Consider the following 24904-nt stretch of genomic DNA (forward strand, 5'->3'; position numbering starts at 1 on the left):
TCTCCGCTAAATTCCTTCTGTCCGAATGGGAATTAAGAGGGGGAATTGAGTTTCATGACAAAGCACGCCAATAGGCGTCCATCCTTCCCTAACGGAAACAAAGGTGTTCCCGACTGTGGCAAAAGCTCCAAGCCGTACCAGCGAGCCCCCCATTCCCAATCGGGAGCGTCCCGCCGAACCGCAACCGTTCCAGGCTACCAAGGAACAGTTGCTGGATTTCTACAAGCAGATGCTCCTGATCCGCCGCTTCGAAGAAAAGGCGGGCCAGCTCTACGGCCTCGGCCTGATCGGCGGTTTCTGCCACCTGTATATCGGCCAGGAAGCCGTGGCGGTGGGCCTCCAGTCGGCGCTCGACGGCGACAAGGACTCGGTGATCACCGGTTACCGCGACCATGGCCACATGCTGGCCTATGGCATCGATCCCAAGGTCATCATGGCCGAGCTTACGGGGCGTGCCGCCGGCATCTCCAAGGGCAAGGGCGGGTCGATGCACATGTTCTCGACCGAGCATAAATTCTATGGCGGCCACGGCATCGTGGGCGCGCAGGTGTCGCTGGGCACCGGCCTGGCGTTCGGGCACAAGTACAGCAATGATGGCGGCGTCTGCCTCGCCTATTTCGGCGACGGCGCGGCCAATCAGGGCCAGGTGTACGAAAGCTTCAACATGGCCGAGCTGTGGAAGCTCCCGATCATCTTCGTGATCGAGAACAACCAGTATGCCATGGGCACGGCAGTCAACCGCGCCTCGTCCGAGGATCAGCTGTATCGCCGTGGCGAGAGCTTCCGCATCCCCGGCATCCAGGTCGACGGCATGGACGTGCTGGCTTGCCGCGGTGCCGCCGAAGAGGCGCTGGCCTGGGTCCGCGCGGGCAAGGGCCCGGTCATCCTCGAGATGAAGACCTATCGCTATCGCGGCCACTCGATGTCCGACCCCGCCAAGTATCGCAGCCGCGAGGAAGTGCAGGGCGTGCGCGACAAGTCCGATCCGATCGACCACGTCAAGAAGCTGCTCGAAGCGCAGGGCGTGACCGAAGCCGATCTGAAGGTCCTGGAGCAGGACATTCGCAAGCAGGTCAACGAAGCGGCCGATTTCGCCGAGCAGACCCCCGAGCCCGATGTGGCTGAACTCTACACTGAAGTGCTGGTGGAGCGTTACTAAGATGGCGATCGAGATCAAGATGCCGGCCCTTTCGCCGACCATGGAAGAGGGCACGCTCGCCAAGTGGCTCGTGAAGGAAGGCGATACGGTCAAGTCCGGCGACATCATGGCCGAGATCGAGACCGACAAGGCGACGATGGAATTCGAGGCCGTCGATGAGGGCGTGATCGCCAAGATCATCGTCGTCGAAGGCACCGACAATGTGAAGGTCGGCACCGCCATCGCGCTGCTGGCCGAAGAGGGCGAGGACGTCGCGACCGCCGCTGCCTCGGGCAGCCGTTCGGGCGAGGCCGCCAATGCCGCGCCGAAGAACGAAGCGACCGACTCCAACTCGCCGCCGATGCCGGAAGGTGCCGCCGCCGCCGAGCAGGAAAGCGGCACGCAGAAGCTGGTCGCTGCCGCCGAGCAGGAAGCGCCCGCCTCGCCGGAAATCCCGGAAGGCACCGAGATGGTGAAGCTCACCGTCCGCGAAGCGCTGCGCGATGCGATGGCCGAGGAAATGCGCGCCGACGACCGCGTCTTCGTGATGGGCGAGGAAGTCGCCCAGTATCAGGGCGCGTACAAGGTCACGCAGGGCCTGCTGGACGAGTTCGGCGACCGTCGCGTGATCGACACGCCGATCACCGAATATGGCTTTGCCGGTGTCGGCACGGGCGCCGCGATGGGCGGCCTGCGTCCGGTCATCGAGTTCATGACGTTCAACTTCGCCATGCAGGCGATCGACCACATCATCAACTCGGCCGCCAAGACCAACTATATGTCCGGCGGCCAGATGCGCTGCCCGATCGTGTTCCGTGGTCCCAACGGTGCCGCCAGCCGCGTCGGCGCGCAGCACTCGCAGAATTACGGCCCGTGGTATGCGAGCGTCCCCGGCCTGATCGTGATCGCGCCCTATGACGCGGCCGATGCCAAGGGTCTGCTGAAGGCCGCGATCCGGTCGGAAGACCCGGTCGTCTTCCTCGAGAACGAGCTGATGTACGGCCGGTCGTTCGACGTGCCCAAGCTCGACGATTTCGTCCTGCCGATCGGCAAGGCGCGGATCATGCGCGAGGGCAAGGACGTCACGCTCGTCTCCTACTCGATCGGCGTGGGCGTCGCGCTCGAAGCCGCCGAGAAGCTGGCCGCCGAGGGCATCGATGCGGAGGTCATCGACCTGCGCACGCTGCGTCCGCTCGACACCAAGACGGTGCTGAAGTCGCTCGCCAAGACCAATCGCCTGGTCGTGGTCGAGGAAGGCTGGCCGACCTGCTCGATCGCGTCGGAAATCACCGCCGTCGTGATGGAAGAAGGGTTCGACGACCTCGACGCGCCGGTGCTGCGCGTCACCAACGAGGACGTGCCGCTGCCTTATGCCGCCAACCTCGAAAAGCTGGCGCTGGTCGACGCGAACAAGGTCGTCGCGGCGGTCAAGAAGGTCACCTATCGCGGCTAAGCCGTGGGTTCCTTATGATTTAAAGGGGGCCTTCCGGGAGACCGGGAGGCCCTTTTTCATGGGGTTCATTCGTGCGAAGGGCAGGGGATGACCGATGCCCCCGCCATCCCGACGCCCCCGCCCGCCATCGAAGCGGTGATGCGCGAACAGGCGCTGGCGGTGGGCTATGCGCCCGCCGCCGCGCGCGAGGGGTTCGCGGCGCTGCTGGACCTCGACCATCAACTTGCTTCGATCCTGCAAAGCACGACCGAGCCGATGATCGGCCAGATGCGGTTGACCTGGTGGTATGAGGCGCTGGAAAAGCTCGACCGCGAGCCTGCCCCTGCGCATCCGGTGTTGCAGCGGCTGGCGGTGGCGGTCCTGCCCGCCGGAGTGCGGGGCGCGGATCTGGCACCGATGATCGAGGGGTGGGAGGCGCTGCTCGATGACGGCGAGCCGCTGGATGACGAACGTGTCGCCCGCCATGCGCAGGCGCGCGGGGGCGTGTTGTTCGCCTCGATCGGGCGGTTGCTGGGTGGCGAGGGGTGGGAACCTCTCGGGATCGCCTGGGCCAAGGCCGATCTGGCCGGGCATATCAGCGACAAGCCGCTGGCGGATCGAATCGGCGCACAGGCCCTGGGCGAACTGGACACCGCGCTGTTGCCGAAGCGGGCACGAGGGTCGCGAGGGTTGAGCGGCCTGGGCGTCCTGGCCCGTGAAGGTCTGCGCCACCCGGACCGCCTGCCGGGCCATCCCCTCCGCGCCGCGCGGCTGGCGTGGCATGGTTTGACGGGGCGCTGACGTCCTTTGCATTGCGACGTAGCCGTACCCCGGCGAAGGCCGGGGTCCAGTTTCTATGCAGACTGTGGAGCGCCACGGATCGGCGAGGGAGGCAAAGGTCCTGGGCCGTCGATGGAGCAGTGCAACTGGACCCCGGCCTTCGCCGGGGTACGCCCAGTATTGGAAGCGGCTCCTAAATTCCGTTCAGCCTGAGCGAAGTCGAAGGCCAATGGAATCACCTTGCCGCCCGCGCATGACCCCGGTTAACCATAACCCCGTCTGACGGGGGGGAGACGGGACCGATGTGGCGCTATCTGGCCGGAGGGTTGGGCACGCTGGTGCTGGTGGGGGCGGGGCTGTTCCTGTGGGGCAGCCGACCTGACACACCATCGCCACTCCCCGCCGCGAGCGCCGCGACTGCCTCGCCCCGACAAACTGCCGAGGACGATGCGCCGCTTCCCGAAGCCTCGGCAAGAACCCGCGAGCAGAAACGCTTCGACCGCTACGACAAGGACCGAAACGGCGCGATCACGCGCGAGGAATATCTCGCCGCGCGGCGCAAGGCTTACGCCAAGCTGGACCGCGACGGCGATGGCAAGCTGAGCTTCGACGAATGGGCGATCAAGGCCACGACCAAATTCGCCACCGCCGACCGCGACAAGTCGGGCGCGATGAACGCGGCCGAGTTCGCCACCACCGCCGTCAAGCGTCGACCGGCTCGGGCGAACTGTCCTCCGACGCGAACGGCACCGGTTGAGGCACCGGAGGCGGCCCCGGCGGAAGAGAGCTGAGCCAGCCAGGCAGCGCCTCGCGCGCGCGGTCGGTGTACATCTTCTTGCGATCGGCCTTCTTGGTCCGGCCGGGGATGGGCGGGAACAGGCCGAAATTGACGTTCATCGGCTGATAGGTCTCGGCCTCGGCCAGCCCGGTGATATGGCCGAGCAGCGCGCCCAGCGCCGTCTCGACCGGCGGCGGGGCGATGGTCTTGCCGGTCAGCTCGGCCGCCGCGAAACGCCCGGCGAGCAGGCCGATCGCCGCGCTCTCGATATAGCCCTCGCACCCCGTGATCTGGCCCGCGAAGCGCAGGTTCGGCCGCGACTTCAGCCGCAGCGTCGCGTCGAGCAGCTCGGGCGAGCGGATGAAGGTGTTGCGGTGAAGCCCGCCCAGCCGCGCGAACTCGGCCTTTTCCAGCCCTGGAATGGTGCGGAAGATGCGGATCTGCTCGGCATATTTCAGCTTGGTCTGGAAGCCGACGATGTTCCACAGCGTGCCCGCCGCATTGTCCTGGCGCAGCTGGACGACGGCATAGGGCCAGCGTCCGGTGCGCGGATCGTCCAGCCCGACGCCCTTCATCGGCCCGAAGCGCAGCGTGTCGACCCCGCGCTCGGCCATGACCTCGACCGGCATGCAGCCGTCGAAATAGGGCGTGTTCTTCTCCCACTCGCGGAATTCGGTTTTCTCGCCGTCGAGCAGCGCCTGATGGAAGGCCAGATACTGGTCCTTGTCCATCGGGCAGTTGATGTAATCCTTGCCCGTGCCCTTGTTCCAGCGGCTCTGGAACCAGGCAACGTCCATGTCGATCGACTCGCGGTGGACGATCGGCGCGATGGCGTCGAAGAAGGCCAGCGCCTCCGCGCCGGTCGCCTCGCCGATGCCGCCCGCCAGCGACGGCGCGGTCAGCGGGCCGGTGGCGATAATCGCGGGCCCCTCCGGCAGCGTGTCGATCCGCTCGCGAACGATGGTGATGTTAGGATGCGCCTCAAGTGCCGCCGTCACGCCGCCCGAAAAGCCGTCGCGGTCCACCGCCAGCGCCGAACCGGCGGGCACGGCATGGACGTCGCCCTTGGCCATGATGATCGAGCCGAGCGCGCGCATCTCCTGATGGAGCAGGCCGACCGCATTGGAGGTCGCATCGTCCGAGCGGAAGGAGTTGGAACAGACCAGCTCGGCCAGGTCGCCGCCATGATGGGCGGGCGTGGTGTCCGCGCCGCCGCGCATTTCGGACAGGCGCACCTTCAGCCCCGCTTCCGCAAGCTGCCACGCGGCTTCCGAGCCCGCCAGCCCGCCGCCGATCACATGAATGTCATAGGTCATCGCGTCGCCTTAGACCCGGAAGCGCCGGGGTGGAAGCACTTGCGCCGATGCGACACCACCGCCACCTCATGGACCATGACGACCATCTTCACCATCGGCTATGCGGGCGCGACCGTCGACGGGTTCCTCGCGACGCTGAAACAGGCGGGGGTCGCGCGGCTGATCGACGTCCGCGCGCTGCCCCTGTCGCGGCGGCCGGGCTTTTCCAAGTCGCCGCTGGCCGCCGCCTTGGGCGAGGTCGGGATCGACTATGTCCACCTCAAGGATCTGGGCACGCCGAAGCGCGGGCGGGATGCGGCCAAGAAGGGCGATGTGGGCACGTTGCGCGACGTCTATGACGATCAGCTGGCGCTGCCCGAGGCGCAGGCGGCGGCGGCGCGGATGCTCGATCTGGCAGGCGAGATGCCGTCCGCCTTGCTCTGCTACGAACGCGATCCCTGCCATTGCCATCGCACCCTGTTGCTGGAGGCGGTGGGGCAGGGGATGACGGTGGTCGACCTCTATGTCTGATCAGACCGCGACCAGGTCCACGAAGCTGGCCGTGCGGTCGCGCAGCGCGCCGATGGTTTGGCCCAAAGCCTGCGCCAGCCCGTGGAGCGCGCCCGCTTCCTGATCGATCCGGGTCGCATCCTGCTGGATCTGCGCGACCTGTCGCCCGATCTGGTGCGCGGCCGTCACCGACTGTTCGACATTGCCCGCGATCGCGGTGGTCGCGACGCCCTGCGCCGCCACCGCCAGGTCGATCGCCTGCGAGATGGCGCCGATCGCCCCGACCGCCTCGCAAAGCTGGCCCTGTTCGGCGACGAGCGCGTGGAGGTTGGTCTTGACCTCGGCGATGTTGCGCGCGGCGTTCTGCGCGGCTTCGCGGGTCTGGCTGGCGAGCGCCTTGACCTCATGCGCGACGACCGCGAAGCCGCGCCCGGCCTCGCCCGCGCGCGCGGCCTCGATCGCGGCGTTCAGCGCGAGCAGGTTGGTGCGGGCCGATACCGCCTCGATCAGCGCGAGCAGCGCGTCGATCGCGGTGGCGCTGTCGGCCAGGGCATCGGCGCGGAGGCCGGTGGCGGCGATCCGGTCGCCGACCGTGCGGCGGATATCGCGCGCCTTGTCCATGTCGCGGGTGATCGAGGCGAAGGCATCGGCCAGGCCCCGTCCGCGCGCCGCGGTGTCGCCCAGCGCCGAACGGCTTTGCTCGACCGCCTCGGTCATGCAGGTCGCGCCCGTCTGGGTTTCGCCCGCATAGCGCGCCAGATCGCCCGCCACGCGGCCCATATCCCCGGTGGCGCGGGCCAGCGTGTCCGACAGGATGGCGATATCGGCCAGGAAGTCATGCGCCGCGCCGTCGATCCGACGCGCGCGCGCCATTCGCTCCTGCGCCAGCGCGATCTGCGCATCGGCCGCCTGCCGCGCGATCGTGGCGGCATCCAGCGTGCCCTCGAAAACGCCCTTCTTCGTCAGGATCAGCGCGTCGGGGGCGCCCCAATCGGCGTGGAGCGCCAGTTTCTCGGCGATGCTCGCCCCGACCTCGCAACAGGGATGGGCGCGGACATAACCATCCAGCGTCGCGCCGAAATCGGGATTTTGCAGCAGCGCATGGCCGAAGGGATTGTAGAGCAGCCCCTTCACGTCCCGCTCGCGGATCGCGCCGACCGGGCGGCGCTCGGCGTCCAGCACCGGCAGCAGCCGCATGTCGGGATGCTGCCGGAACAGGCCGATCGCCGCCGTCAACGACGCATCGGCGTCGATCACCGGGGCTTGGGGCACAGCGACCCCGGAGGAGAAGACGGGCGGCTTCATCGCCTCCGTCCCTAGGTCATCAACCGTAAACGCCGTGTTAGGAATTGATGACGTTTTCGTGACGCAACGCCATCAATTTCCTTGCGATCACCCCGAAACGGGCAGGCGGACCGTCCCGTCCGTATCGCGTTTCATCGGACCATAGGCAATCACTGCCGTCAGCGGCAGCGCGGCGTAGAGATGCGGGAAGAGCTGGCCGCCCCGGCTCTCTTCCCACTTCACCGCCCCGCCCATCGCCGCCAGATCGACCGCCGCGATGTGCAGGTCGGTCTGGCCGGCGAAATGCTTGTCGACCGTCTCGGTCAGTTGGGCGGCGGTGGACAGATGGATATAGCCATCGGCCAGATCCACCGGGGCGCCCGCAAAGGCGCCCTCCTGTTCCAGCACCGCCATCTGATCGGCGGTCAGCACCTTATAGGCGGTGGCGGGCTGGCTCATTCGCCATCCTCGGGACCGGCGGCGAGGTTCTCGCCGACGACCGCATCGGGCTCGGGCGCGATGTCGGACGTGCCGTCGGCCAGGTTCATCTCGGCATCCTCCTCGGTCTCCTCGATGCGCGCGGCCGAGACGACATGCTCGCCCGCCGCCACGTTGAAGAGCCGCAGCCCCGCCGAGCCGCGCCCGATGACGCGAAGCGACGCCAGCGACATGCGGATCAGCTTGGCCTGGTCGGTCACGAGCATCAGCTGATGCCCCTTGGATGCGGGGAAGCTGGCGACGACATCGCCGTTGCGGGCGATATTGTCGATGTTCGTGATGCCCTGGCCACCACGGCCCGTGCGGCGATACTCATAGGCCGAGGACAGCTTGCCATAGCCGTTCGCGCAGACGGTCAGGATGAACTGCTCGGAGTTGCGCAGCTCTTCGTACCGCTCCACCGACAGCTCGGGCTCGCCTTCCTTCTCGCCCTTCCAGGGGGCGAAGCGGAGATAAGCCTCGCGCTCCTCCTGGGTGGTGCCGACGCGGTGCAGGACCGAGAGCGAGATGACCTCGTCCTCGCCCTTCAGCGCGATGCCGCGCACGCCGGTCGAGGTGCGGCTCTGGAACTCGCGCACATCGTCGGCGGCGAAGCGGATCGCCCGGCCGCAGCGGGTGGCGAGCAGCACGTCGTCCTGGGCGCCGAGCAGCGCGACGCCGATCAGCCGGTCCTCGCTCTCGTCGTCGAAGCGCATCGCGATCTTGCCGTTCGAGGGGACGTTGGTGAACGCGTCCATCGAGTTGCGGCGCACCGCGCCCTTGGCGGTGGCGAACATGACGTGGAGCTTGCCCCACTCCGCCTCGTCCTCGGGCAGCGGCAGCACGGTCGAGATCGTCTCGCCCGGTGCCAGCGGCAGCAGGTTGACCATCGGCCGCCCGCGCGTGGCGGGTCCACCCTCCGGCAGGCGCCACACCTTGTAGCGATAGACCTTGCCATGGTTCGAGAAAAACAGGACCGGCGTATGGGTGCTGGTCACGAACAGCTCGGTGACGACGTCCTCGTCCTTGGTCGCCATGCCCGAGCGGCCCTTGCCGCCCCGGTTCTGCGCGCGGAAGGCATCGAGCGGGGTGCGCTTGATATAGCCCTGCATGGTCACGGTGACGACCATGTCCTCGCGTTCGATCAGGTCCTCGTCGTCGATGCCATCGGCGGCGGCGGCGATTTCCGAGCGGCGCGGGGTGGCGAACTGGTCGCGGATCGCCACCAACTCGCCGCGCATGACCTCGTACAGCTTCACGCGGTTGGCGAGGATTTCGAGCAGCTCGGTGATCGAGTCCGCCAGACCCTTCAGCTCGTCGCCGATCTCGTCACGGCCGAGCGCGGTCAGGCGATGCAGGCGCAGGTCGAGGATCGCGCGGACCTGGGTCTCGGACAGGCGATAGGTGTCGCCAAAGCCCTCGCTCTCGACCGCTTCGACCAGGCGAATATAGGGCGCGATCTCGGCGATCGGCCATTCGCGGGCAAGCAGCGCCTCGCGCGCGGCGACCGGCGAGGCCGAACCGCGAATAATCCGCACCACTTCGTCCAGGTTCGTCACCGCGATGACGAGGCCCAGCAAGATGTGCGCCCGCTCGCGCGCCTTGGCCAGCTCGAACTTGGAGCGGCGGGTGATGACCTGCTCGCGGAACTGGACGAAGGCCTGGATGATGTCGCGCAGGTTCAGCAGCTCGGGCCGCCCGCCGCGAATGGCGAGCATGTTCGCCGGGAAGCTGGTCTGGGCAGGGGTGTGCCGCCACAGCTGGTTGAGCACGACCTCGGGGGTCGCGTCGCGCTTCAGGTCGATGACGATGCGAACGCCTTCGCGGTTCGATTCGTCACGAATGTCGCTGATCCCCTCGATCCGCTTTTCCTTGGCGGCTTCGGCGATCTTTTCAACGAGCGCGTTCTTGCCCTGCTGATAGGGGATTTCGGTGAGCACGATGGCCCGACGATCGCCGCGCATTTCCTCGATTTCGTGGCGCGAGCGCACGATGATCGAACCGCGCCCGGTCTGATAGGCCGACCGCGCGCCCGAACGGCCCAGGATCAGCGCACCGGTGGGGAAGTCGGGGGCGGGGACGATCTCGTTGAGTTCCTCGACCGTGATCGCGCCGTTTTCCATGTACGCGAGACAGGCATTGACCACCTCGCCCAGATTGTGCGGCGGGATGTTGGTCGCCATGCCGACCGCGATACCGCCCGCACCGTTGACCAGCAGGTTCGGGTACTGGGCGGGCAGGACCGAGGGTTCGCGCTCCGAGCCGTCATAGTTGGGCTGGAAGTCGACCGTGTCCTTGTCGAGATCGTCGAGCAGCGAGTTGGCGACCTTGGCCAGACGCGCTTCGGTGTAACGCATCGCGGCGGGCGGATCGGGGTCCATCGAGCCGAAGTTGCCCTGACCGTCGATCAGCGGCACGCGCATCGACCAGTCCTGCGCCATGCGGGCCAGCGCGTCATAGATCGCGCTGTCGCCGTGCGGGTGGTACTTACCCATGACGTCGCCGACGATGCGCGCCGACTTGCGGTACGGCTTGCCCGCGACGAAGCCGCTCTCGGCGGCCGAATAGAGGATACGGCGATGGACGGGCTTCAGGCCGTCGCGCACATCGGGCAGCGCACGCGCCACGATCACACTCATCGCATAGTCGAGATAGCTCGACTTCATCTCGTCGACGATGGAGATCGTCGAAATATCGGAAGGTTCCGCGAGGGTCGTCTCGTCGGCCAAAGTCTGTTGCTTTCCGGCTTGATGGTCAGATGGGAACCAAGGGTACTAGCCGAGCGTGAGCCGCCTGACCACCCCCGCGCGACCCCATTCGCGAGGGGCCGTTCGGGAGCAACGGCGGGCGCGGAGCGGGTCGGCGGGGATGGGCCCGGCGCCTATGCTCCCCCCCCCCTCGGCAGCAGGATCGCGGGACTTTTCGAGGCGCTGGTCGCCGACGGGAGTAAACGGCGACCAGCCAGGGTCTTATGCCGCCCCGGCGATTTCGGCGACATGTCGCAAATGTTACTATTCTGTCATGACGTTGTCGTAACAAGGGTTTGACGGGTCAGGGCTGGACCTCCTTGCCCTCCCAGTCGAACAACTTGCCGCTGTCAGGCGCACGCAATCCGTCGAGGACGTCGAGCAGTTGCACGGCGGCGCGGTCGGCGGCGAACAGGCCGCCGGGGCGGACATTGCCCTGGAACGGCTTGGACAGCGCGGTATCGACGGTGCCGGGGTGCAGGGCGACGACGATCGAACGGTCGTTGCGCCGCTTGTGCTCGATCGCCAGCGTGCGGATGAACTGGTTCAGCGCCGCCTTGGATGCGCGATAGCCGTACCAGCCGCCCATGCGATTGTCGGAGATCGATCCGACCCGCGCCGACAGCGCCGCGAAGATCGTCTTGCCGGTGCGCGGCATCAGCGGCAGCAGATGCTTGGCGACCAGCGCCGGGCCGATCGCGTTGACCGCGAAATTGCGCGCCAGCCATGCGGGCGACAGCTGGTCGATCGCCTTTTCGGGCCCCTGTTCGCCGTCATGCAGCAAGCCGGTGGCGACGATCACCAGATCGGGGGCAGGGCCGCTGGCGATCCGCGCGGCAGCGGCGGCGATGCTGGCGTCGTCCTCCAGGTCGATATGCGCGTCGCCGGTCATCGAGCGGGCGAAGCGGGCGACCGCGATCCCCTCTTCCTCCAGCGCGTCGGCAAGGGCTCCGCCGATCCCGCCCGAGGCGCCGATGACGATCGCCCGTTTCCACTCGCTCATCGCACGAATCTCCATAGGGTCGGCGTGCTCGCCTCGGCATCGAACGCATAGCCGTCGCTATCGAAACCGCGCATCGCGTCGGTGTCGGTGATGGCATGCTCGACCATCCAGCGCGCCATGGCGCCGCGCGCCTTCTTGGCGTGGAAGCTGACGAAGCGGTCGCCCTCGCGGAAATCGACGCCGATCACGCGGATGGAGGCGGGCAGCTTGCCGTCGACGGCATGCCAATATTCCTGGCTGGCCAGGTTCAGGATGGTGCCGGTTCCCTCCGCCTCGACCTCCTCGGCCAGGCGTGTAGCGATCCGGTCGCCCCACCAGTCGGTCAGTTTGTCCCCGCGCGGCGCCCAACGCGTGCCCATTTCCAGCCGATAGGGACGCATCGCGTCCAGCGGGCGGAGCAGTCCGTAAAGCCCCGACAGCATCCGCAGATGATCTTGCGCGAACAGGATCGCGGGCTCGTCCAGCGTCTTGGCCTCCAGCCCGGTATAGACGTCGCCCGCAAAGGCGAACATCGCGGGCCGCTCGGGCGCGTCGGCGAAGTCGCGGAACCGCTCGGCATTCAGCTTGGCGAGCGCGGGCGAGATGCGCATCAGCGCGGACAGCTTCTCTTCGCCGAGGCCCGCGGCGGCGGCGGCCAGCGCGTCCGCCTCGACCGCGAAATGCGGGCGGGTGGGGGCGAGATCGGGGAGGGGGCTCTTGTAATCGAGCGTCTTGGCGGGGGAAATGACGGCAATCATGATGGCGCACGCGCTAGCGGGCGGAGCGTTCGCGTTCAATCCGCGTTCAGCGGCTGACGGATAGGGTGGCACGCATCATCGCTTTGCTTGAACGGGACGAGACCTGTCCCTACAAGCGCGCCATCGACGGTTCCGGACCTGACAGGCTCTATTCTTGGAGAGAATTCGCATGAAAATCATTCCGAAACTCGCGCTGGCGGCGGTGCTTGCGACGGGCGTAGGTGGCGTTGCGCTGACCGCGCCGGCCGTCGCGCAGAAGAAGGGCAAGGAGCAGGAAGCCGGTGGCCTGAAGCTCAGCCCCGAGGCACTGAAGGCGGCGCAGGCGGCACAGCCGGTGCTGCAGCAGAAGAATTATGCCGCCGCCGATCCGCTGGTGTCGGCGGTCGAGGCCGCGGCCAAGACCGAGGACGACAAGTATATCGCGGCCGCGATGCGCTACGAGCTCGAATCGGGCAAGCTGTTCGCTGCGCAGCAGGCGAACCCGAACGCGCCGATCGACGAGGCCCCGCTCGCCAAGCCGCTCGACGTGCTGATCGCCAGCCCCTCGACCCCGGTGACGGACAAGCCGCGCTATGTCTATCGTCGCGGCGCGCTGGCCTATAACGGCAAGCAGTATCCGATCGCGCTGAAATATTTCGAACAGGCGCAGCAGCTGGGTTACAACGACCCCAACCTGCCGCTGCTGATCGTCAAGGCGAAGATGGAGACGGGCGACGTCGCGGGCGCGAACGCCGCGCTGGCCACCACCATCGACCAGATGAACGCCTCGGGCCAGAAGGCGCCGGAGGATTATTACAAGTACGCCATCGGTCGCGCCAACAAGAGCAAGATGGTCCCCGAGACGCTGACCTGGATGCGCAAGTGGATCGTCGCCTATCCGACGCCGCAGAACTGGCGCAACGCGCTGGTCATCTATGGCCTGCAGCCGGGTTCGCTGGCGACGCTGGACAAGAACCAGAAGCTGGACCTGTTCCGCCTGATGCGCGCCTCCAAGTCGCTGGCCGACCAGAACGACTATATGGAATATGCGCAATATGCGACCGACAAGGGCCTGCCCGCCGAGGCGGAAGCGGTCCTGAAGGAAGGCATGGCGACCGGCAAGATCCCGGCCGGTAACGCCACCGCCAAGGCGATGCTGACCGCCGCCGCCGCCAAGAGCCGCCAGGAAGGCTCGCTCGCCCCGACCGAGGCGCGCGCCAAGTCGGCCGGCGACGGCAAGCTCGCCGCGCTGACCGCCGAGGCCTATTACGGCCAGGGCAATTACGCCAAGGCGGCCGAGCTGTACCGCACCGCGCTGCAAAAGGGCGGTGTCGATGCGGGCGAGGTGAACACCCGCCTGGGCATCGCGCTCGCCGCGCAGGGCGACAAGGCCGGTGCCACCGCCGCCTTCGACGCGGTGAAGGGTGCCCCGCGCGCCGATCTGGCAGGCTTCTGGAAGGCCTGGCTCTCGACCCAGGCATAAGGTCAACGTCCGCGCCGATCCGGTCGGCGTGGTCCTGTCCCGCGGAAAGGCCTCGGCGAAAGCCGGGGCCTTTTTCGTTCCGGGGGGAGGGGCGCGAAACTCCCTCCCACCCGCCGTTCAGCCTGAGCGAAGTCGAAGGCCACGGGATTGAGCTCGCCTAGAGGGAGGCCGCAAGGCGTGCGCTTCGACTTCGCTCAGCGCGAACGGCTGTCTGGTCAGAAGCCCGAAGCACCGCCTGCGCCCCGCCCTCCGTTCGGCCTGAGCGCAGTCGAAGGCCACGGGATTGCGCTCGCCTGGAAGGAAACCGCAGGGCGTGCGCTTCGACTTCGCTCAGCGCGAACGGCTGTCGGGTCAGTAGGCCCAGGCACCGCCCGCGCCCCGCCCTCCGTTCGGCCTGAGCACAGTCGAAGGCCACGGGAGTGCGCTCGCCTAGAGGGGGGCCGCAGGGCGTGCGCTTCGACCTCGCTCGGCGTGAACGCCTGTCGGATCAGTAGGCCCAGGCACCGCCCATGTCCCGCCCTCCGTTCAGCCTGAGCGAAGTCGAAGGCCACGCGATCCCCCGGAAATGGAATTGCCCCGGCAGATCGAGGCCCAAGAAAAAACCGGCCCCCCTCGCGGAAGGCCGGTTTCCTGTCTTGCCGAAAATCCGTGGATCAGTCCGCTTCGATCGGAATCCCCGACACCTGCTTGGCGGTGCGAATGGTCAGCGAGGTCTTGACGCTGGCGACGTTGGGCGCGGGTGTCAGATGCCCGGTCAGGATTTCCTGAAAGCTCTTGAGGTCCGACGCCACGATCTTCAGGATGAAGTCGATCTCGCCGTTCAGCATGTGGCATTCGCGCACTTCGGGGATACCGGCGACATGCGCCTCGAACGCGGCCAGGTCATGCTCGGCCTGGCTGCGCAGCGACACCATCGCGAAGACGGTGATCGGAAAGCCCAGACGCGCGGCGTCCAGATCGGCGTGATAGCCCCGGATCGCCCCCGCTTCCTCGAGCGCGCGGACGCGACGCAGGCAGGGCGGGGCGGTCAAACCGACGCGTTCGGCGAGTTCGACATTGGTCATACGGCCATCGGCCTGCAACAGCGCCAGGATCTGCCGATCGATACGATCGAGCGCCATTACACGATACTCCACATAAAAAGCCGATTCCCTATGTTCGTTTGCGGCTGGATATAAGAAAATTACGCACTACCGCAATTGTCTCACTTTGCAACGGCATGTCGCGTGATATTTGCAGGTTACCAGTTGGAAGGATAAAGACGTTACGTCAGGGTCCTCGGGGGCCATGGCCCAAGCGTAAAGGGAGCTCTGTGCGGTTCGACGACAGTCTGGCGACGATTCTTTCGGCCGACACTGCGACGCCATTCGGCGCGCAGACTGCCTGGCGGCAGCTTGTCGACCTGATGAGTCGCGGGCGGGTTCCTGCGGATCCGCCGATGCTGGCGCGACTGGCGGCGTTGCGCGATATCGTGCCCGAGCCCGTTCGCGCCGCCAGCGCCCGCATGCTGCGTCAGGGCCCGGCACCGGTCGCGCTGGTCGCCTTCTTCGCCCAGGACGATCTGCCCGTCGCGGGGCCGGTCCTGCGCTCGGTGACCCTGGCGGATGCGGACTGGCTGGCGATCCTGCCCCGGCTGACGCCCGGCACCCGATCGATCCTCCGTCATCGCCGCGATCTGTCGGAAACGGTGCAGCGGGGACTGGAGAGCTTCGGCGCGGTCGATTTCGTCCTGCCGCACTTCGGCGCGGAGGCGGTGGCCGAGTCCGAACCCGAGCCCGTCACCGTGGCGCCGACCCCATCCCAGCCGCAAAGCTGGCCGATCGCCCGCGACACGCCCCCGCCGCCGCCCGCCGCCGCGCCATTGCCGCCGCAGGAGCCGCCGGTCGCCGAACAGCCGCCGCTATCCATCCTGCTCGATCCCGTACCGACCCAGCCCGCCACGCCGTTCGTCGCGCTGGGGCAGGTGGCCCGGACCCTGCCCTTCATGGCCGAGGCGATGCGCCATGCCGAGCCCGCTTCCGCGCCCCCACGCTATGAGATCGCCGATCTGGTCGCCCGGATCGACGCGTTCAACCAGCGCCGCGAAGAAGTGGCGGGGGCGACCCCGAGCCATGCGGGCCCGGCGCATTTCGATTTCGAGACCGACACGCGCGGACTGATCCTGGGCGTCGATGGCGTCGCGCGCGGGCCGCTGGTCGGCGTCAGCATCGCCGAGACCGTGATGCAGGGGCTGGCGCAGTTCGACGGTGTGGCGATGGGGGCGTTTCGTCGCCGCTCGCCCTTCCGCGACGCCCGGCTGGAGATTGGCGGCGCATCGGAAGCGGCGGGATCGTGGCGGGTTTCGGCCATGCCCTATTTCGACCCGCTGACCGGCCAGTTTCTGGGCTATCGCGGCAGCGGGCGGCGGCCCCGGCGCGACGAGATCGCCAATGCGGTCGGCGCCGACACGGCGTCGGACAAGGCCTCGTCCGATTCGCTGCGCCAATTGGTCCATGAACTCCGCACCCCCGCCAATGCGGTGGCGGGCTTTGCCGAGCTGATCGAAAGCGAACTGCTCGGCCCCGTCGCGCCGGTCTATCGCGACCGGGCATCGGCCATCCGGTCGATGGCGGCGGACCTGCTCGCCTCGGTCGAGGATCTCGACACGGCGGCGCGGATCGAGGGACGGGTGCTGGAACTGCGGCCGACCGTCGTCCCGCTCGAGCCGCTGATCCGGCGCATCCTGACCGAACTCCACCCGCTGGCCGAGCTGCGCCGTGCGGAAATCCGGGTTTGAGGCGCCCGAGCAGGCGATCACCGCCCTGGCGGACGACCGCGCGAGCGAGCGGCTGATCACCCGGCTGTTCTCGGTCCTGCTGTCCAATTGCGTGGTCGGCGAGCGGCTGGCCGCCGGGCTGGCGATCGATCAGGGCATGGCGGTGCTGCGCGTCGACCGGCCGCTGGCCCTGACCGTCGAGACCGAGGGCGCGCTGCTCAGCGAAGCGGGCGACGAGGATCAGCGTGACGGCGCGCCGCTGCTCGGCACCGGTTTTTCGCTGCGGCTGATCGACAAGCTGGGCGCGGAGATGGGCGGTGGCCTGACCATCGGGCTCCATCGGGTCGTGTTGGCGCTGCCGCTCGGTGGGGAGCAGCGCGCGGGACAGGCGTCGCGCCGCTGAAGCCGACCATGCCGACCCGGCCCTGGCGCCCCGACCCGCCGAGTGCGGAGGAACGGATCGACTGGCCCGCCGATTTCGGCACCCGCTTCCTCGTTACTGTCGATGTCGAGGAAGAATTCGACTGGTCCGCGCCGCTCGACCGGCGGCACCGTGCGACGACGGCGATGCGGGCCTTCCCGGCGGCACATCGGCGCTTTGCCGCGGCGGGCGTCGGGTTGACCTGCATGGTCGACTATCCGGTCGCGGTCGATCCGGCGTCGGTCGCGATCCTGTCCGAGTGTTTGAATGACGGGCGGTCGGAAATCGGGGCGCAGCTCCATGCCTGGGTCACCCCGCCCTACCGGGAGGTGGTCGACCCCTTCACCAGCCATGCGGGCAACCTGCCCCTCGCGCTGGAGGCGGCCAAGCTCGATACGCTGACCGAGGCGCTGGCGCAGGGTTTCGGCACGGGGCCGCGCATCTTCCGGTCGGGGCGCTATGGGCTGGGGCCGTCCTCGCTGGGCCTGTTGGCGGAGCGGGGCTATCGGATCGACAGCTCGATGCGCGCGCTGCACGATTATGGCGACGAAGGGGGTATGGATTTCGGCGGCATCGTGGCGCATGGCTTTCGCCGTGACCGGATGATCGAGTTGCCGCTGACCAGCGTGTTCGACGGGCGCTTGCGGCGATGCGGACCGCGCCTCTATCGGTGCGCGGGACAGGTCCCATATGGTCGCGGAGTGCTGGCACGGGCGGGGTTGCTCAACCGGATACCGTTGACGCCCGAAGGGGTGGGTATCGCCGATGCGCTGGCGGGGATCGACCGGTCCTTGCAGGACGGTATCCGCCTGCTGGTCCTTTCCTTTCATTCCCCGACGCTGGAGCCGGGGCATACCCCCTATGTCCGCGATGCACGCGACCGGACGCAGTTCGACCGATGGTGGGATGCGGTGTTCGACCGGCTGGCCGAGCGGGGCGTCCTGCCCACCACGGTCGCGGATATCCTCGCGGCGCTCGACCGGCGCCCCGGCTGACACCGGCGGGCGACCAGGACGGCCGCCCGCCGGTCGGGGATCAGCGCTTCATCGCCTCGATCAGCTTCTTGACGTCCTGGCTGCGACCGCGCGGCAGGATCAGGATGTCGTCGCCGCTCGCCACGACGATCAGATTCTCGACATCGACCGCCGCGACGCGCACCCGGTCAGTGCGGATCAGGCAGTTCTTGGTATCGATCGCCAGCACTTCGCCGCGATGCGCATTGCCGAACCCGTCCAGCTCGCTGATCGCGTGCAGCGCGTCCCAGCTGCCGACATCGTTCCAGCCCATCGCGACCGGCACCACCGCGACGCGATCGGCGCGCTCCATGACCGCATAGTCGATCGAATCGGACGGGCAGGCGGCGAAGTCGGCCTCGTTGGGGCAAATGCGCTTGCCCTCATGCGTGGCGCCACGCATCGCCTTTTCGGCGGCGACGAGCATTTCGGGGGCGTGCTGGCCCAGTTCCTCCAGATAGCGGTCGGCGCGGAACAGGAAGATGCCGCCGTTCCACGCATAGTCGCCGCGCGCCAGCATCGCTTCGGCACGTTCCAGGCGGGGCTTCTCGACGAAGCGTGCGACCTGGTTGACCCCCGGCGCGATCTCGCGGCCGACCTGGATCCAGCCATAGCCGGTCTCGGGCTTGTCGGGCGAGATGCCGAAGGTCGCGAGCCAGCCCTGCGACACCATGGGCAGCGCGGCGCGGATCGCGGCGTGGAACGCATCCAGATCGGCGATGACATGGTCGGACGGCATGACCAGCAGCACATCCTCGGGCTTGGCGGCGAGGGCGGCGAGTGCGATGGCGGGCGCGGTGTTGCGCGCCACCGGCTCGAGGATCAGCGCCTGGGCCGGGGTGCCCGCCGCGACCAGCTGGTTCTCGACCAGATCGGCATGCCGTTGGCCCGCGACGATGATCGGTGCCGCGAAGTCCTTCGAGCTGGTCCGCTGCGCGGTCAGCTGCAACATGGTTTCGTCCGAGGTCAGCGCGAGCAGCTGCTTGGGCATTTCCGGCTTGGACATGGGCCACAGTCGCGTGCCGGAGCCGCCGGACAGGATGACCGGAACGATCGGATTGTGCATGAATGCCCCTTCGTTGATCCGCCATCGCCGATCGGATGACGGTTTCGCCTATAACGCGCCGATAACGCATATCTTCACGCTTCGTTTGTCATTCCGTGTAAAAATTGGGACAGTCGTGCGTTCAGGGGGGTGACGAGTAGCGTCCGGTCGATGATCCGTGTGTTCAAACACTATGTCCCCCATGCGGTTCTGCTGCTCGGGTTGGTCGATTTCACGCTGCTGCTGCTCGCCTCCGAGCTGGGGTGGCGGTTGCGGGCCTGGCAGATCGGCTATCCGGTTGGTGCGGCGATCGACCGCTGGCCGCAGATATTGAGCTTTGCCGCGCCGCTTCAGGTCGCGCTGCTGGCGGTGGGGGCCTATTCGACCGCGTCCTTCCTGTCGCTGCGCTTCGCGGCGGCGCGGTTGATGGTCGCGGTATCGCTGGGCGTCATCTTCCTGTCGCTGATCTTCTTCTTCTTTCCAGCAGTCTCCTATTGGCGATCGAGCCTGTTGTTCGCGATGATGTTCGCGATCCTTCTGCTGGTCGTCATGCGTGGCGCGCTGGGGCGGCTGCTGGGCGGGGACCGGTTCAAGCGGCGGGTGATCGTGATGGGGGCGGGGCCCCGCGCCGCCCAGATCGTCGAGCTGGCCAAGCGGCCGGGCGCCAATTTCCTGGTCGTCGGGGTGATCGCCATGTCCGATGCCGAAAGGGTGTTGCCACAGGCCATTCACCGCGAGGATATTCCCAATCTTCAGGCGTTCGTCGTCGGTCGCGAGGTGGTCGAGGTCGTGCTGGCGCTGGAGGAACGCCGCCGCGCCTTGCCCTATCAGGACCTGTTGCGTGTCCGGACGGCGGGCGTGCAGGTGTTCGAGCTGTCGAGCTTTCTGGAGCGCGAGACCGGACGGATCGACCTGGCGTCGGTCAGCCATAGCTGGCTGATCTTCTCCGACGGCTTCTCGTCGGGGCGCGTGCGCTCCGTGATCCTCAAGCGGGCGTTCGACGTCACGGTCAGCCTGGCGCTGCTGGTCGCTGCGGTGCCGATCATCGCGATCACCGCTATCGCCATCCGGCTGGAGTCGAAGGGCCCCGTCTTCTATCGCCAGCGCCGTGTCGGCCTGTTCAACCAGGCGTTCGATATCCCCAAGCTGCGCTCGATGCGGCAGGATGCCGAGCTGGCCGGGCAGGCGGTCTGGGCGGAAAAGGACGATCCGCGCATCACCCGTGTCGGCCGCTTTATCCGCAAGGTCCGGATCGACGAACTGCCGCAGATATGGTCGGTGCTGAAGGGCGAGATGAGCTTTGTCGGCCCGCGCCCCGAACGCCCGCAATTCGTGGAACAGCTGGAACAGCAAATTCCCTTTTACGCCGAACGGCATATGGTAAAGCCGGGGATCACCGGATGGGCGCAGCTCAACTATCCCTATGGCGCCTCGATCGACGATGCGCGGCACAAGCTGGAATATGACTTGTACTACGCCAAGAATTATTCGCCCTTCCTCGACGCGCTGATCCTGCTCCAGACGCTGCGGGTCATCCTGTGGCCGTCGGGCGCGCGGTGAGCGACGCGGCCGGGCCGGGGGCCCCGGCGGCCAGCCCCTATCCGATGCTGCGGCGCAAGCGGCGGTTCTGGCGTCGGGGGCGGCTGCCGCTTCGCGTCCGGCTGATCGGCGTGTTGGCGGCGATCGCGCTGGCGGTGGGGGCGCTGCTGGTCCAGCTGTTCACGGCCAGGCCGCCGGTCGACGCCGTGCTGGCGCTACGCAAGGCGAGCGTCGCGCTGGAAGCGGGCAATTATCACGCCGCGCACGACCAGGCGCTTCAGGCCGCCGCCGCCGCGCCGCGCTCGGGGCCGGCGCAGATGATGCTCGCCCGGACCAGCCTGTTGCTGGGGCAGGGGGTGACGGCGGAGGCGGCGCTGGACCGCGCGCTGGCCGACGGCGTGCCCGAGGTCGAGACGCTGGCTGCGCGGGCGGAGGCGCGCTGGTCGCTGGGCAATCTGGCAGGCGCGCAAGAGGCGGTCGATCGCATGCCCGCGCAGCAGGACGCCGCGATGATGCGCGCCGCCGCGCAGGTTCGTGCCGCCCGCGCCGGTGGCGCGACGCTTCGCCGGATGTTGCAGGCCGTCTTGGCGCGCTTTCCGAACGATGCGCGAAGCTGGACCGATCTGGGTCGCAGCCGGTTCGGCGCGGGCGACATGCTGGGCGCGAGCGAGGCCGCGACGCGCGCCGCCGCGCTGGCTCCCGCCGATCCGGCGGCGCTGACCCTGCAGGCCGAGGTGGTGCGCGCGCGCTATGGTCTGGCGGCGAGCCTGCCCTGGTTCGAGGCGGCGTTACGGCGCGATGCCTATTATCATCCGGCGCTGATCCGTTATGCCGCGACGCTGGGCGATAGCGGCCGTTCGAGCGACGCGCTGGCGGCGACCCGCAGGGCGCTGGTGTCCGAGCCGGGCAGCCCCGAGGCATTCTACCTCCAGGCGGTGATCGCCGCGCGGGCCGGGCGTTTCGCCTTGGCGGAGGGCGTGCTGGAGCAGACGCGCGGGCGCCTTGTCCTATCGTCCCGCCGTCGTGCTGCTCAACGGTTTGCTGGCCTATGCCCAGGGGCGGCCGCAGCGGGCGGTGCGGGTGTGGGGGCGGCTGGTCGCGATGCAGCCGATGAACGTCGCCGCCCGTCGCCTGCTGGCGGCGGCGCAGATCGCGACGGGGGATCGACCCGCCGCGCTGGCGACGCTTCGCCCGATCCTGAGCCGGGCGGATGCCGATGGTTATGCGCTGCGTCTCGCGGCGTTCGCGGCCCCGGCGGGCGAGGGGGCGGGCCTGGTCGACCGGATCGCGCAGGCGCATGTCGGCGAAGCGGCCATCTTTCGTCCCGACCGCCCGCTGGGCGACCTGACCATCGCGGCGGAAACCTCGCCGACCGACCCGACCTATGCGCTGGGGGTCATTCGCGCGCTGGCCAGCCAGGGGGACCGGGCAGGCGCGCTTGCCAAAGCGCAGGCGCTGGTCCGCGCTACGCCGGGGGCCCCGGCCGCGCTGCTGGCCTATGGCGATGTGCTGGCGACCATCGGCCGCCCGGCGGAGGCGCTGGGCCCCTATGCCCGTGCCGCTGATCTGACCTTCGACGAGCCGACGATGCTGCGGCTGGTCGACGGCTATGGGCGAGCCGGGCGGGCCAGGGATGCCGCCGTCGCGCTCGGCCTGTATCTCTCGCAAAACCCGCAGAGCGTGCCCGCGCGCCGTCTGCTCGGACGGTGGCAGCTGGCCGCCGGGGAATGGGATGCCGCGATCGAAACGCTCGAAGGATTGCGGATGCAGCTGGGGCCGGACGACGTCGCGCTGCTTCACGATCTGGCGCTGGCCTATGCCGGGGCGGGGGACGGGCTGGTCGCGCGGCGTTACGGCGCCGTGGCCTATGGGTTGGCGCCGATGAACGCGGCGGCGGCGGATGCCTATGGCGTGGCGCTGGCGGCGGCGGGCGAGGCGGAGGGCGCGCGTCAGCTGTTCGACAAGGCGCTGGCGCTCGCTCCCGGCAATCCGGTCATTGCGGGGCATCGCGCCGCGCTCTGACGCCCGCCGGTCTTTGCAGCGGGGTGTCCGCGCCGTAGAAGCGCGGGCATGACCGACCTTCCCGTTTCCGTGCTGGAGCGCATCGCCGCCGCGCTCGAACGCCTGGCCCCCGCGCCCACCGCCTCCGCCGATCCGCTGGCGCATCCCGCCTATCTGTGGCGTGACGGCGTGCTTCGGCCGGTGCGCGGCTTCGCGCCGCTGCCGCTGGACCTGTTGCAGGGGCTGGACCGTCAGCGCGAGGCGCTGCTCACCAATCTGACCCGGCTGGCCGAGGGGCATGCGGCGCAGGACGTGCTGCTCTGGGGCGCGCGGGGCACGGGCAAGTCGGCGCTGGTGAAGGCCAGCGTCGCGGCGGTACAGGCGGCCCGGCCCGGTCGTCTGGCGCTGGTGTCGGTCGATACGCTTGACAGCCTGCCCACGCTGTTCGCGCTGCTGGAAGGGGTGGACCGGGCCTTTGCGCTGTTCATCGACGATCTGGGTTTCGACGAGGCGGGCGAGGCGCGCAAGCTGCGCTCGCTGCTCGACGGCGGGGCGGAGGCACGGCCCGCGCATGTCCGCTTGCTGGTCACCGCCAATCGCCGCCACCTGCTGCCCCGCGACCTGAGCGAGCAGGACAGCGCGATCAATCCGCGCGACGTGGTGGACGACCAACTGGCGCTCGCCGACCGTTTCGGCCTGAGCCTGGGCTTCCACGCGCTCGACCAGGACGGCTATCTGGCGATCGTCCGCGCCTATACCGAGCGCCACGACCTGCCGTTCGACGGGGCCGAGGCGGTCCACTGGGCGACCCGGCGCGGCAGCCGTTCGGGGCGGGTGGCCTGGCAATATATCGTCGATCTGGCGGGACGGATGGAGCGGGTCCTGTAAGAGAAATTTCGTTTCGGTGAAAAAACCTCTTGCACCGATCCGAGCCGCTGGCTATTGGCGCGCCTCCAGCACGGATCGGCCTTCCCGAAAGGCTCTGAAAACCGATCCGTACTCTCTAGTCGGGGAGTAGCTCAGCCTGGTAGAGCACTGCCTTCGGGAGGCAGGGGCCGGAGGTTCGAATCCTCTCTCCCCGACCATTTCATCATCGCGAACATGACGTACCCCTTGCGGGGAACACCCGACGTTGCTCGGCGCGGGCACCGTTTGCTGGTGCGATAGCGCCCTGCATCGCGATGATGGCGGGCATCCTCGTTCCGCCGCTCACCCCTCCAGGTTCATTGCGGCGTTGGCATTCTCCATCCGTCCTCAAGAGCCGCAGGAACTGGCCCTGACGATCAGCTCATAGGGAAGCTCGATCGAGGATTTGGCGTTCTCCGGGCCATCGTTGCGCTCTGCCAGCAGGCTCACGGCGGCTGCCGCCATGTCGCTATTGGGTTGCCGGATCGTCGTCAGCTGTGGCCAGGCCATGCGGGCCAGCTGGGCGTCATCGAACCCGACGATGGACAATTTCTGCGGCACGGCGATCTGCGCCCGCATCGCGGCCACCAGCACGCCCAGCGCCATCTCGTCGTTGCTCGCGAAGATCGCATCGGGTGCGCGGGGACCATGGAGCAGGGCCTCCGCCGCGACGATGCCGGATCGGAAGGTGAAGTCGCCCTGGACCACCAGCCGGTCGTCGGGCGCCATGCCTGCGGCGTCCACGGCATCGCGAAACCCAAGCCAGCGGCGATGGGTCGCGCTATGGGTCGGGTTGCCCTTGATGAAAGCGATGTCGCGGTGGCCCAGCGCGATCAGATGCTCCGCCATGGTGCGGGCCGCCGCGCGGTCGTCGATGCTGACATAGGGTGTCCGGTCGACATCATTGCCCGGCGCGATGCGGACCACGGGCACCGCATGCCGCTCGAAGATCGCGATCAGGTCGGCGCAGTCGCAGATGGGCGGGGTGAGGATCGCACCCCCCAGTTTCAGCCCGACCAGGCTGTCCTCCAGCCTCGCCTGCCAGTCGGAACGGTCGAGCGAGACGGTCTCGATAACCACATGGCGGCCGAGCGATCGCGCCCGCTCGAGCGCGCCGAGCAGGACGTCATTGGCATAGCTGCACGCCGGGTCGTCGAAGAACAGCCCGATGAGGAAGGAGCGGGTGCTCGACAGGCTGCGGGCGAACGTGTTGGGCCTGTAGTTCAATTCCGCCACGACGCGTGCAACGGCCTCGCGCACCGCCGGGCGGACATGCGCTTCGCCGTTGATGACGCGCGAGACGGTCTTGGGGGAAACGCCGGCCTGCCGGGCCACGTCCTTGATGGTAAGCGCCTTCATCGAAACATCCGGCCGGAAGACAAGGAGCGGCACGCCGGGTCAAGCGGCCCACATGGCGTCATCTTATGCAATCGGATGCGGCCCGCAATCATGCCGTGCCTCCGGGGCAGTCTCGATAGGAGACGGGCGATCGATATCGTCGTCGCGAAAGCCGGAAAGTATCAGGACGCCGACGGCGCGCCGTGCGAAACGCGCTGCTCCCGTCGCGAAGGGCAAGGGGGG

22 protein-coding genes, 1 tRNA gene and 1 pseudogene are annotated in these 24904 nt (G+C 68.1%); 14 read left to right on the plus strand and 10 right to left on the minus strand.

What is annotated here, in order from left to right; translation table 11 throughout:
- Positions 1 to 115: 115 nt before the first annotated feature.
- The 4 genes from pdhA to QE363_RS09330 all read left to right on the plus strand — a co-directional run bounded on the left by pdhA (position 116) and on the right by QE363_RS09330 (position 4141).
- A complete protein-coding gene (pdhA, locus tag QE363_RS09315) occupies positions 116 to 1159 on the plus strand; it encodes a pyruvate dehydrogenase (acetyl-transferring) E1 component subunit alpha (RefSeq protein ID WP_294235726.1) in 1044 nt (347 codons plus the stop codon).
- A gap of 1 nt (position 1160) precedes the next feature.
- A complete protein-coding gene (locus QE363_RS09320; protein WP_309694633.1) occupies positions 1161 to 2591 on the plus strand; it encodes a pyruvate dehydrogenase complex E1 component subunit beta in 1431 nt (476 codons plus the stop codon).
- An 87-nt stretch (positions 2592 to 2678) separates the two neighbouring features.
- Positions 2679 to 3371 (plus strand): squalene/phytoene synthase family protein, encoded by a 693-nt coding sequence (locus tag QE363_RS09325; RefSeq protein ID WP_309694635.1) that lies wholly within the window; start codon positions 2679 to 2681, stop codon positions 3369 to 3371.
- Positions 3372 to 3652: 281 nt separating this feature from the next.
- The gene (locus tag QE363_RS09330; protein WP_309694637.1) at positions 3653 to 4141 is read left to right on the plus strand and encodes a histidine kinase; all 489 of its coding nucleotides are present in this window, start codon (positions 3653 to 3655) and stop codon (positions 4139 to 4141) included.
- On the opposite strand, the gene trmFO is transcribed toward QE363_RS09330, so the two are convergent.
- On the minus strand, positions 4053 to 5444 hold the full coding sequence (trmFO, locus tag QE363_RS09335; protein WP_309694639.1) for a methylenetetrahydrofolate--tRNA-(uracil(54)-C(5))-methyltransferase (FADH(2)-oxidizing) TrmFO: 1392 nt from the start codon (positions 5442 to 5444) through the stop codon (positions 4053 to 4055). The two genes, QE363_RS09330 and trmFO, sit on opposite strands and share 89 nt — an antisense overlap.
- A 75-nt stretch (positions 5445 to 5519) precedes the next feature.
- Here trmFO and QE363_RS09340 point away from each other — a divergent pair, with 75 nt between their 5' ends.
- Entirely contained in the window at positions 5520 to 5954 is a 435-nt protein-coding gene (locus QE363_RS09340) for a DUF488 domain-containing protein (RefSeq protein ID WP_309694641.1), read from the plus strand.
- Here QE363_RS09340 and QE363_RS09345 read toward each other — a convergent pair whose 3' ends face one another.
- From QE363_RS09345 to QE363_RS09365, 5 genes are all read right to left on the minus strand, one after another.
- Entirely contained in the window at positions 5955 to 7238 is a 1284-nt protein-coding gene (locus tag QE363_RS09345; RefSeq protein ID WP_309694643.1) for a methyl-accepting chemotaxis protein, read from the minus strand.
- A gap of 87 nt (positions 7239 to 7325) precedes the next feature.
- Positions 7326 to 7676 (minus strand): DUF952 domain-containing protein, encoded by a 351-nt coding sequence (locus QE363_RS09350; RefSeq protein WP_309694645.1) that lies wholly within the window; start codon positions 7674 to 7676, stop codon positions 7326 to 7328.
- On the minus strand, positions 7673 to 10423 hold the full coding sequence (gene gyrA, locus QE363_RS09355; RefSeq protein WP_309694646.1) for a DNA gyrase subunit A: 2751 nt from the start codon (positions 10421 to 10423) through the stop codon (positions 7673 to 7675). Before gyrA ends, QE363_RS09350 begins: the two co-directional genes overlap by 4 nt.
- Positions 10424 to 10745: 322 nt before the next feature.
- On the minus strand, positions 10746 to 11444 hold the full coding sequence (locus tag QE363_RS09360) for an SDR family NAD(P)-dependent oxidoreductase (RefSeq protein ID WP_309694648.1): 699 nt from the start codon (positions 11442 to 11444) through the stop codon (positions 10746 to 10748).
- Positions 11441 to 12181: a peroxide stress protein YaaA gene (locus QE363_RS09365; protein ID WP_309694650.1), complete on the minus strand. Its 741-nt coding sequence runs from the start codon at positions 12179 to 12181 to the stop codon at positions 11441 to 11443. Before QE363_RS09365 ends, QE363_RS09360 begins: the two co-directional genes overlap by 4 nt.
- Before the next feature lie 169 nt (positions 12182 to 12350).
- On the opposite strand from QE363_RS09365, the gene QE363_RS09370 reads away from it, so the two are divergent.
- The gene (locus QE363_RS09370; protein ID WP_307098064.1) at positions 12351 to 13643 is read left to right on the plus strand and encodes a tol-pal system YbgF family protein; all 1293 of its coding nucleotides are present in this window, start codon (positions 12351 to 12353) and stop codon (positions 13641 to 13643) included.
- A gap of 653 nt (positions 13644 to 14296) precedes the next feature.
- Here the strand turns inward: QE363_RS09370 and QE363_RS09375 are convergent.
- A complete protein-coding gene (locus QE363_RS09375; protein ID WP_042487895.1) occupies positions 14297 to 14764 on the minus strand; it encodes an Lrp/AsnC family transcriptional regulator in 468 nt (155 codons plus the stop codon).
- Positions 14765 to 14955: 191 nt separating this feature from the next.
- Here QE363_RS09375 and QE363_RS09380 point away from each other — a divergent pair, with 191 nt between their 5' ends.
- The 3 genes from QE363_RS09380 to QE363_RS09390 are packed head-to-tail and all read left to right on the plus strand — an operon-like array spanning position 14956 to position 17814.
- Complete coding sequence (locus QE363_RS09380; RefSeq protein WP_309694660.1) at positions 14956 to 16419, plus strand: histidine kinase dimerization/phospho-acceptor domain-containing protein; 1464 nt, start codon at positions 14956 to 14958, stop codon at positions 16417 to 16419.
- On the plus strand, positions 16400 to 16801 hold the full coding sequence (locus tag QE363_RS09385) for a hypothetical protein (RefSeq protein ID WP_309694663.1): 402 nt from the start codon (positions 16400 to 16402) through the stop codon (positions 16799 to 16801). Before QE363_RS09380 ends, QE363_RS09385 begins: the two co-directional genes overlap by 20 nt.
- A gap of 8 nt (positions 16802 to 16809) precedes the next feature.
- Complete coding sequence (locus QE363_RS09390; protein ID WP_309694665.1) at positions 16810 to 17814, plus strand: polysaccharide deacetylase family protein; 1005 nt, start codon at positions 16810 to 16812, stop codon at positions 17812 to 17814.
- A 40-nt stretch (positions 17815 to 17854) separates the two neighbouring features.
- Here the strand turns inward: QE363_RS09390 and QE363_RS09395 are convergent, their stop codons facing one another.
- A complete protein-coding gene (locus tag QE363_RS09395) occupies positions 17855 to 18898 on the minus strand; it encodes a mannose-1-phosphate guanylyltransferase/mannose-6-phosphate isomerase (RefSeq protein WP_309694667.1) in 1044 nt (347 codons plus the stop codon).
- Positions 18899 to 19048: 150 nt separating this feature from the next.
- On the opposite strand from QE363_RS09395, the gene QE363_RS09400 reads away from it, so the two are divergent.
- Positions 19049 to 20437, plus strand: a complete 1389-nt coding sequence (locus QE363_RS09400; RefSeq protein ID WP_309694669.1) for a TIGR03013 family XrtA/PEP-CTERM system glycosyltransferase — start codon at positions 19049 to 19051, stop codon at positions 20435 to 20437.
- A gap of 37 nt (positions 20438 to 20474) precedes the next feature.
- Here the strand turns inward: QE363_RS09400 and QE363_RS09405 are convergent, their stop codons facing one another.
- Positions 20475 to 20666 (minus strand): hypothetical protein, encoded by a 192-nt coding sequence (locus QE363_RS09405; protein WP_309694671.1) that lies wholly within the window; start codon positions 20664 to 20666, stop codon positions 20475 to 20477.
- Here QE363_RS09405 and QE363_RS19705 point away from each other — a divergent pair.
- The 4 genes and pseudogenes from QE363_RS19705 to QE363_RS09425 form a co-directional block, all read left to right on the plus strand.
- Positions 20623 to 21342 (plus strand): annotated as a pseudogene (locus QE363_RS19705) (hypothetical protein); the annotation flags it as partial. The gene QE363_RS09405 and the pseudogene QE363_RS19705 overlap by 44 nt on opposite strands.
- Positions 21343 to 21418: 76 nt before the next feature.
- Positions 21419 to 22438, plus strand: a complete 1020-nt coding sequence (locus tag QE363_RS09415; protein ID WP_309694675.1) for a tetratricopeptide repeat protein — start codon at positions 21419 to 21421, stop codon at positions 22436 to 22438.
- A gap of 48 nt (positions 22439 to 22486) precedes the next feature.
- Positions 22487 to 23305: an ATP-binding protein gene (locus tag QE363_RS09420; RefSeq protein ID WP_307098071.1), complete on the plus strand. Its 819-nt coding sequence runs from the start codon at positions 22487 to 22489 to the stop codon at positions 23303 to 23305.
- 120 nt (positions 23306 to 23425) lie between these two features.
- Positions 23426 to 23502 (plus strand) — tRNA-Pro (locus QE363_RS09425).
- Between the two features lie 169 nt (positions 23503 to 23671).
- Here the strand turns inward: QE363_RS09425 and QE363_RS09430 are convergent.
- Entirely contained in the window at positions 23672 to 24682 is a 1011-nt protein-coding gene (locus QE363_RS09430) for a LacI family DNA-binding transcriptional regulator (protein ID WP_309694677.1), read from the minus strand.
- Positions 24683 to 24904: the final 222 nt, after the last annotated feature.

It is taken from the genome of Sphingomonas sp. SORGH_AS_0870, assembly GCF_031453175.1.
Taxonomy (GTDB): Bacteria; Pseudomonadota; Alphaproteobacteria; order Sphingomonadales; family Sphingomonadaceae; genus Sphingomonas.

What these genes read in the sequence shown, in the direction of transcription:
- QE363_RS09350 (WP_309694645.1), bottom strand. Translation starts at nt 7,676, where the DNA reads ATGAGCCAGCCCGCCACCGCCTATAAGGTGCTGACCGCCGATCAGATG.
- QE363_RS09390 (WP_309694665.1), top strand. Translation starts at nt 16,810, where the DNA reads ATGCCGACCCGGCCCTGGCGCCCCGACCCGCCGAGTGCGGAGGAACGG.
- QE363_RS09375 (WP_042487895.1), bottom strand. Translation starts at nt 14,764, where the DNA reads ATGGCGCTCGATCGTATCGATCGGCAGATCCTGGCGCTGTTGCAGGCC.
- QE363_RS09430 (WP_309694677.1), bottom strand. Translation starts at nt 24,682, where the DNA reads ATGAAGGCGCTTACCATCAAGGACGTGGCCCGGCAGGCCGGCGTTTCC.
- QE363_RS09325 (WP_309694635.1), top strand. Translation starts at nt 2,679, where the DNA reads ATGACCGATGCCCCCGCCATCCCGACGCCCCCGCCCGCCATCGAAGCG.
- QE363_RS09345 (WP_309694643.1), bottom strand. Translation starts at nt 7,238, where the DNA reads ATGAAGCCGCCCGTCTTCTCCTCCGGGGTCGCTGTGCCCCAAGCCCCG.
- QE363_RS09400 (WP_309694669.1), top strand. Translation starts at nt 19,049, where the DNA reads ATGATCCGTGTGTTCAAACACTATGTCCCCCATGCGGTTCTGCTGCTC.
- QE363_RS09340 (WP_309694641.1), top strand. Translation starts at nt 5,520, where the DNA reads ATGACGACCATCTTCACCATCGGCTATGCGGGCGCGACCGTCGACGGG.
- QE363_RS09365 (WP_309694650.1), bottom strand. Translation starts at nt 12,181, where the DNA reads ATGATTGCCGTCATTTCCCCCGCCAAGACGCTCGATTACAAGAGCCCC.
- QE363_RS09395 (WP_309694667.1), bottom strand. Translation starts at nt 18,898, where the DNA reads ATGCACAATCCGATCGTTCCGGTCATCCTGTCCGGCGGCTCCGGCACG.
- QE363_RS09320 (WP_309694633.1), top strand. Translation starts at nt 1,161, where the DNA reads ATGGCGATCGAGATCAAGATGCCGGCCCTTTCGCCGACCATGGAAGAG.
- QE363_RS09330 (WP_309694637.1), top strand. Translation starts at nt 3,653, where the DNA reads ATGTGGCGCTATCTGGCCGGAGGGTTGGGCACGCTGGTGCTGGTGGGG.
- trmFO (WP_309694639.1), bottom strand. Translation starts at nt 5,444, where the DNA reads ATGACCTATGACATTCATGTGATCGGCGGCGGGCTGGCGGGCTCGGAA.
- QE363_RS09360 (WP_309694648.1), bottom strand. Translation starts at nt 11,444, where the DNA reads ATGAGCGAGTGGAAACGGGCGATCGTCATCGGCGCCTCGGGCGGGATC.
- QE363_RS09370 (WP_307098064.1), top strand. Translation starts at nt 12,351, where the DNA reads ATGAAAATCATTCCGAAACTCGCGCTGGCGGCGGTGCTTGCGACGGGC.
- QE363_RS09420 (WP_307098071.1), top strand. Translation starts at nt 22,487, where the DNA reads ATGACCGACCTTCCCGTTTCCGTGCTGGAGCGCATCGCCGCCGCGCTC.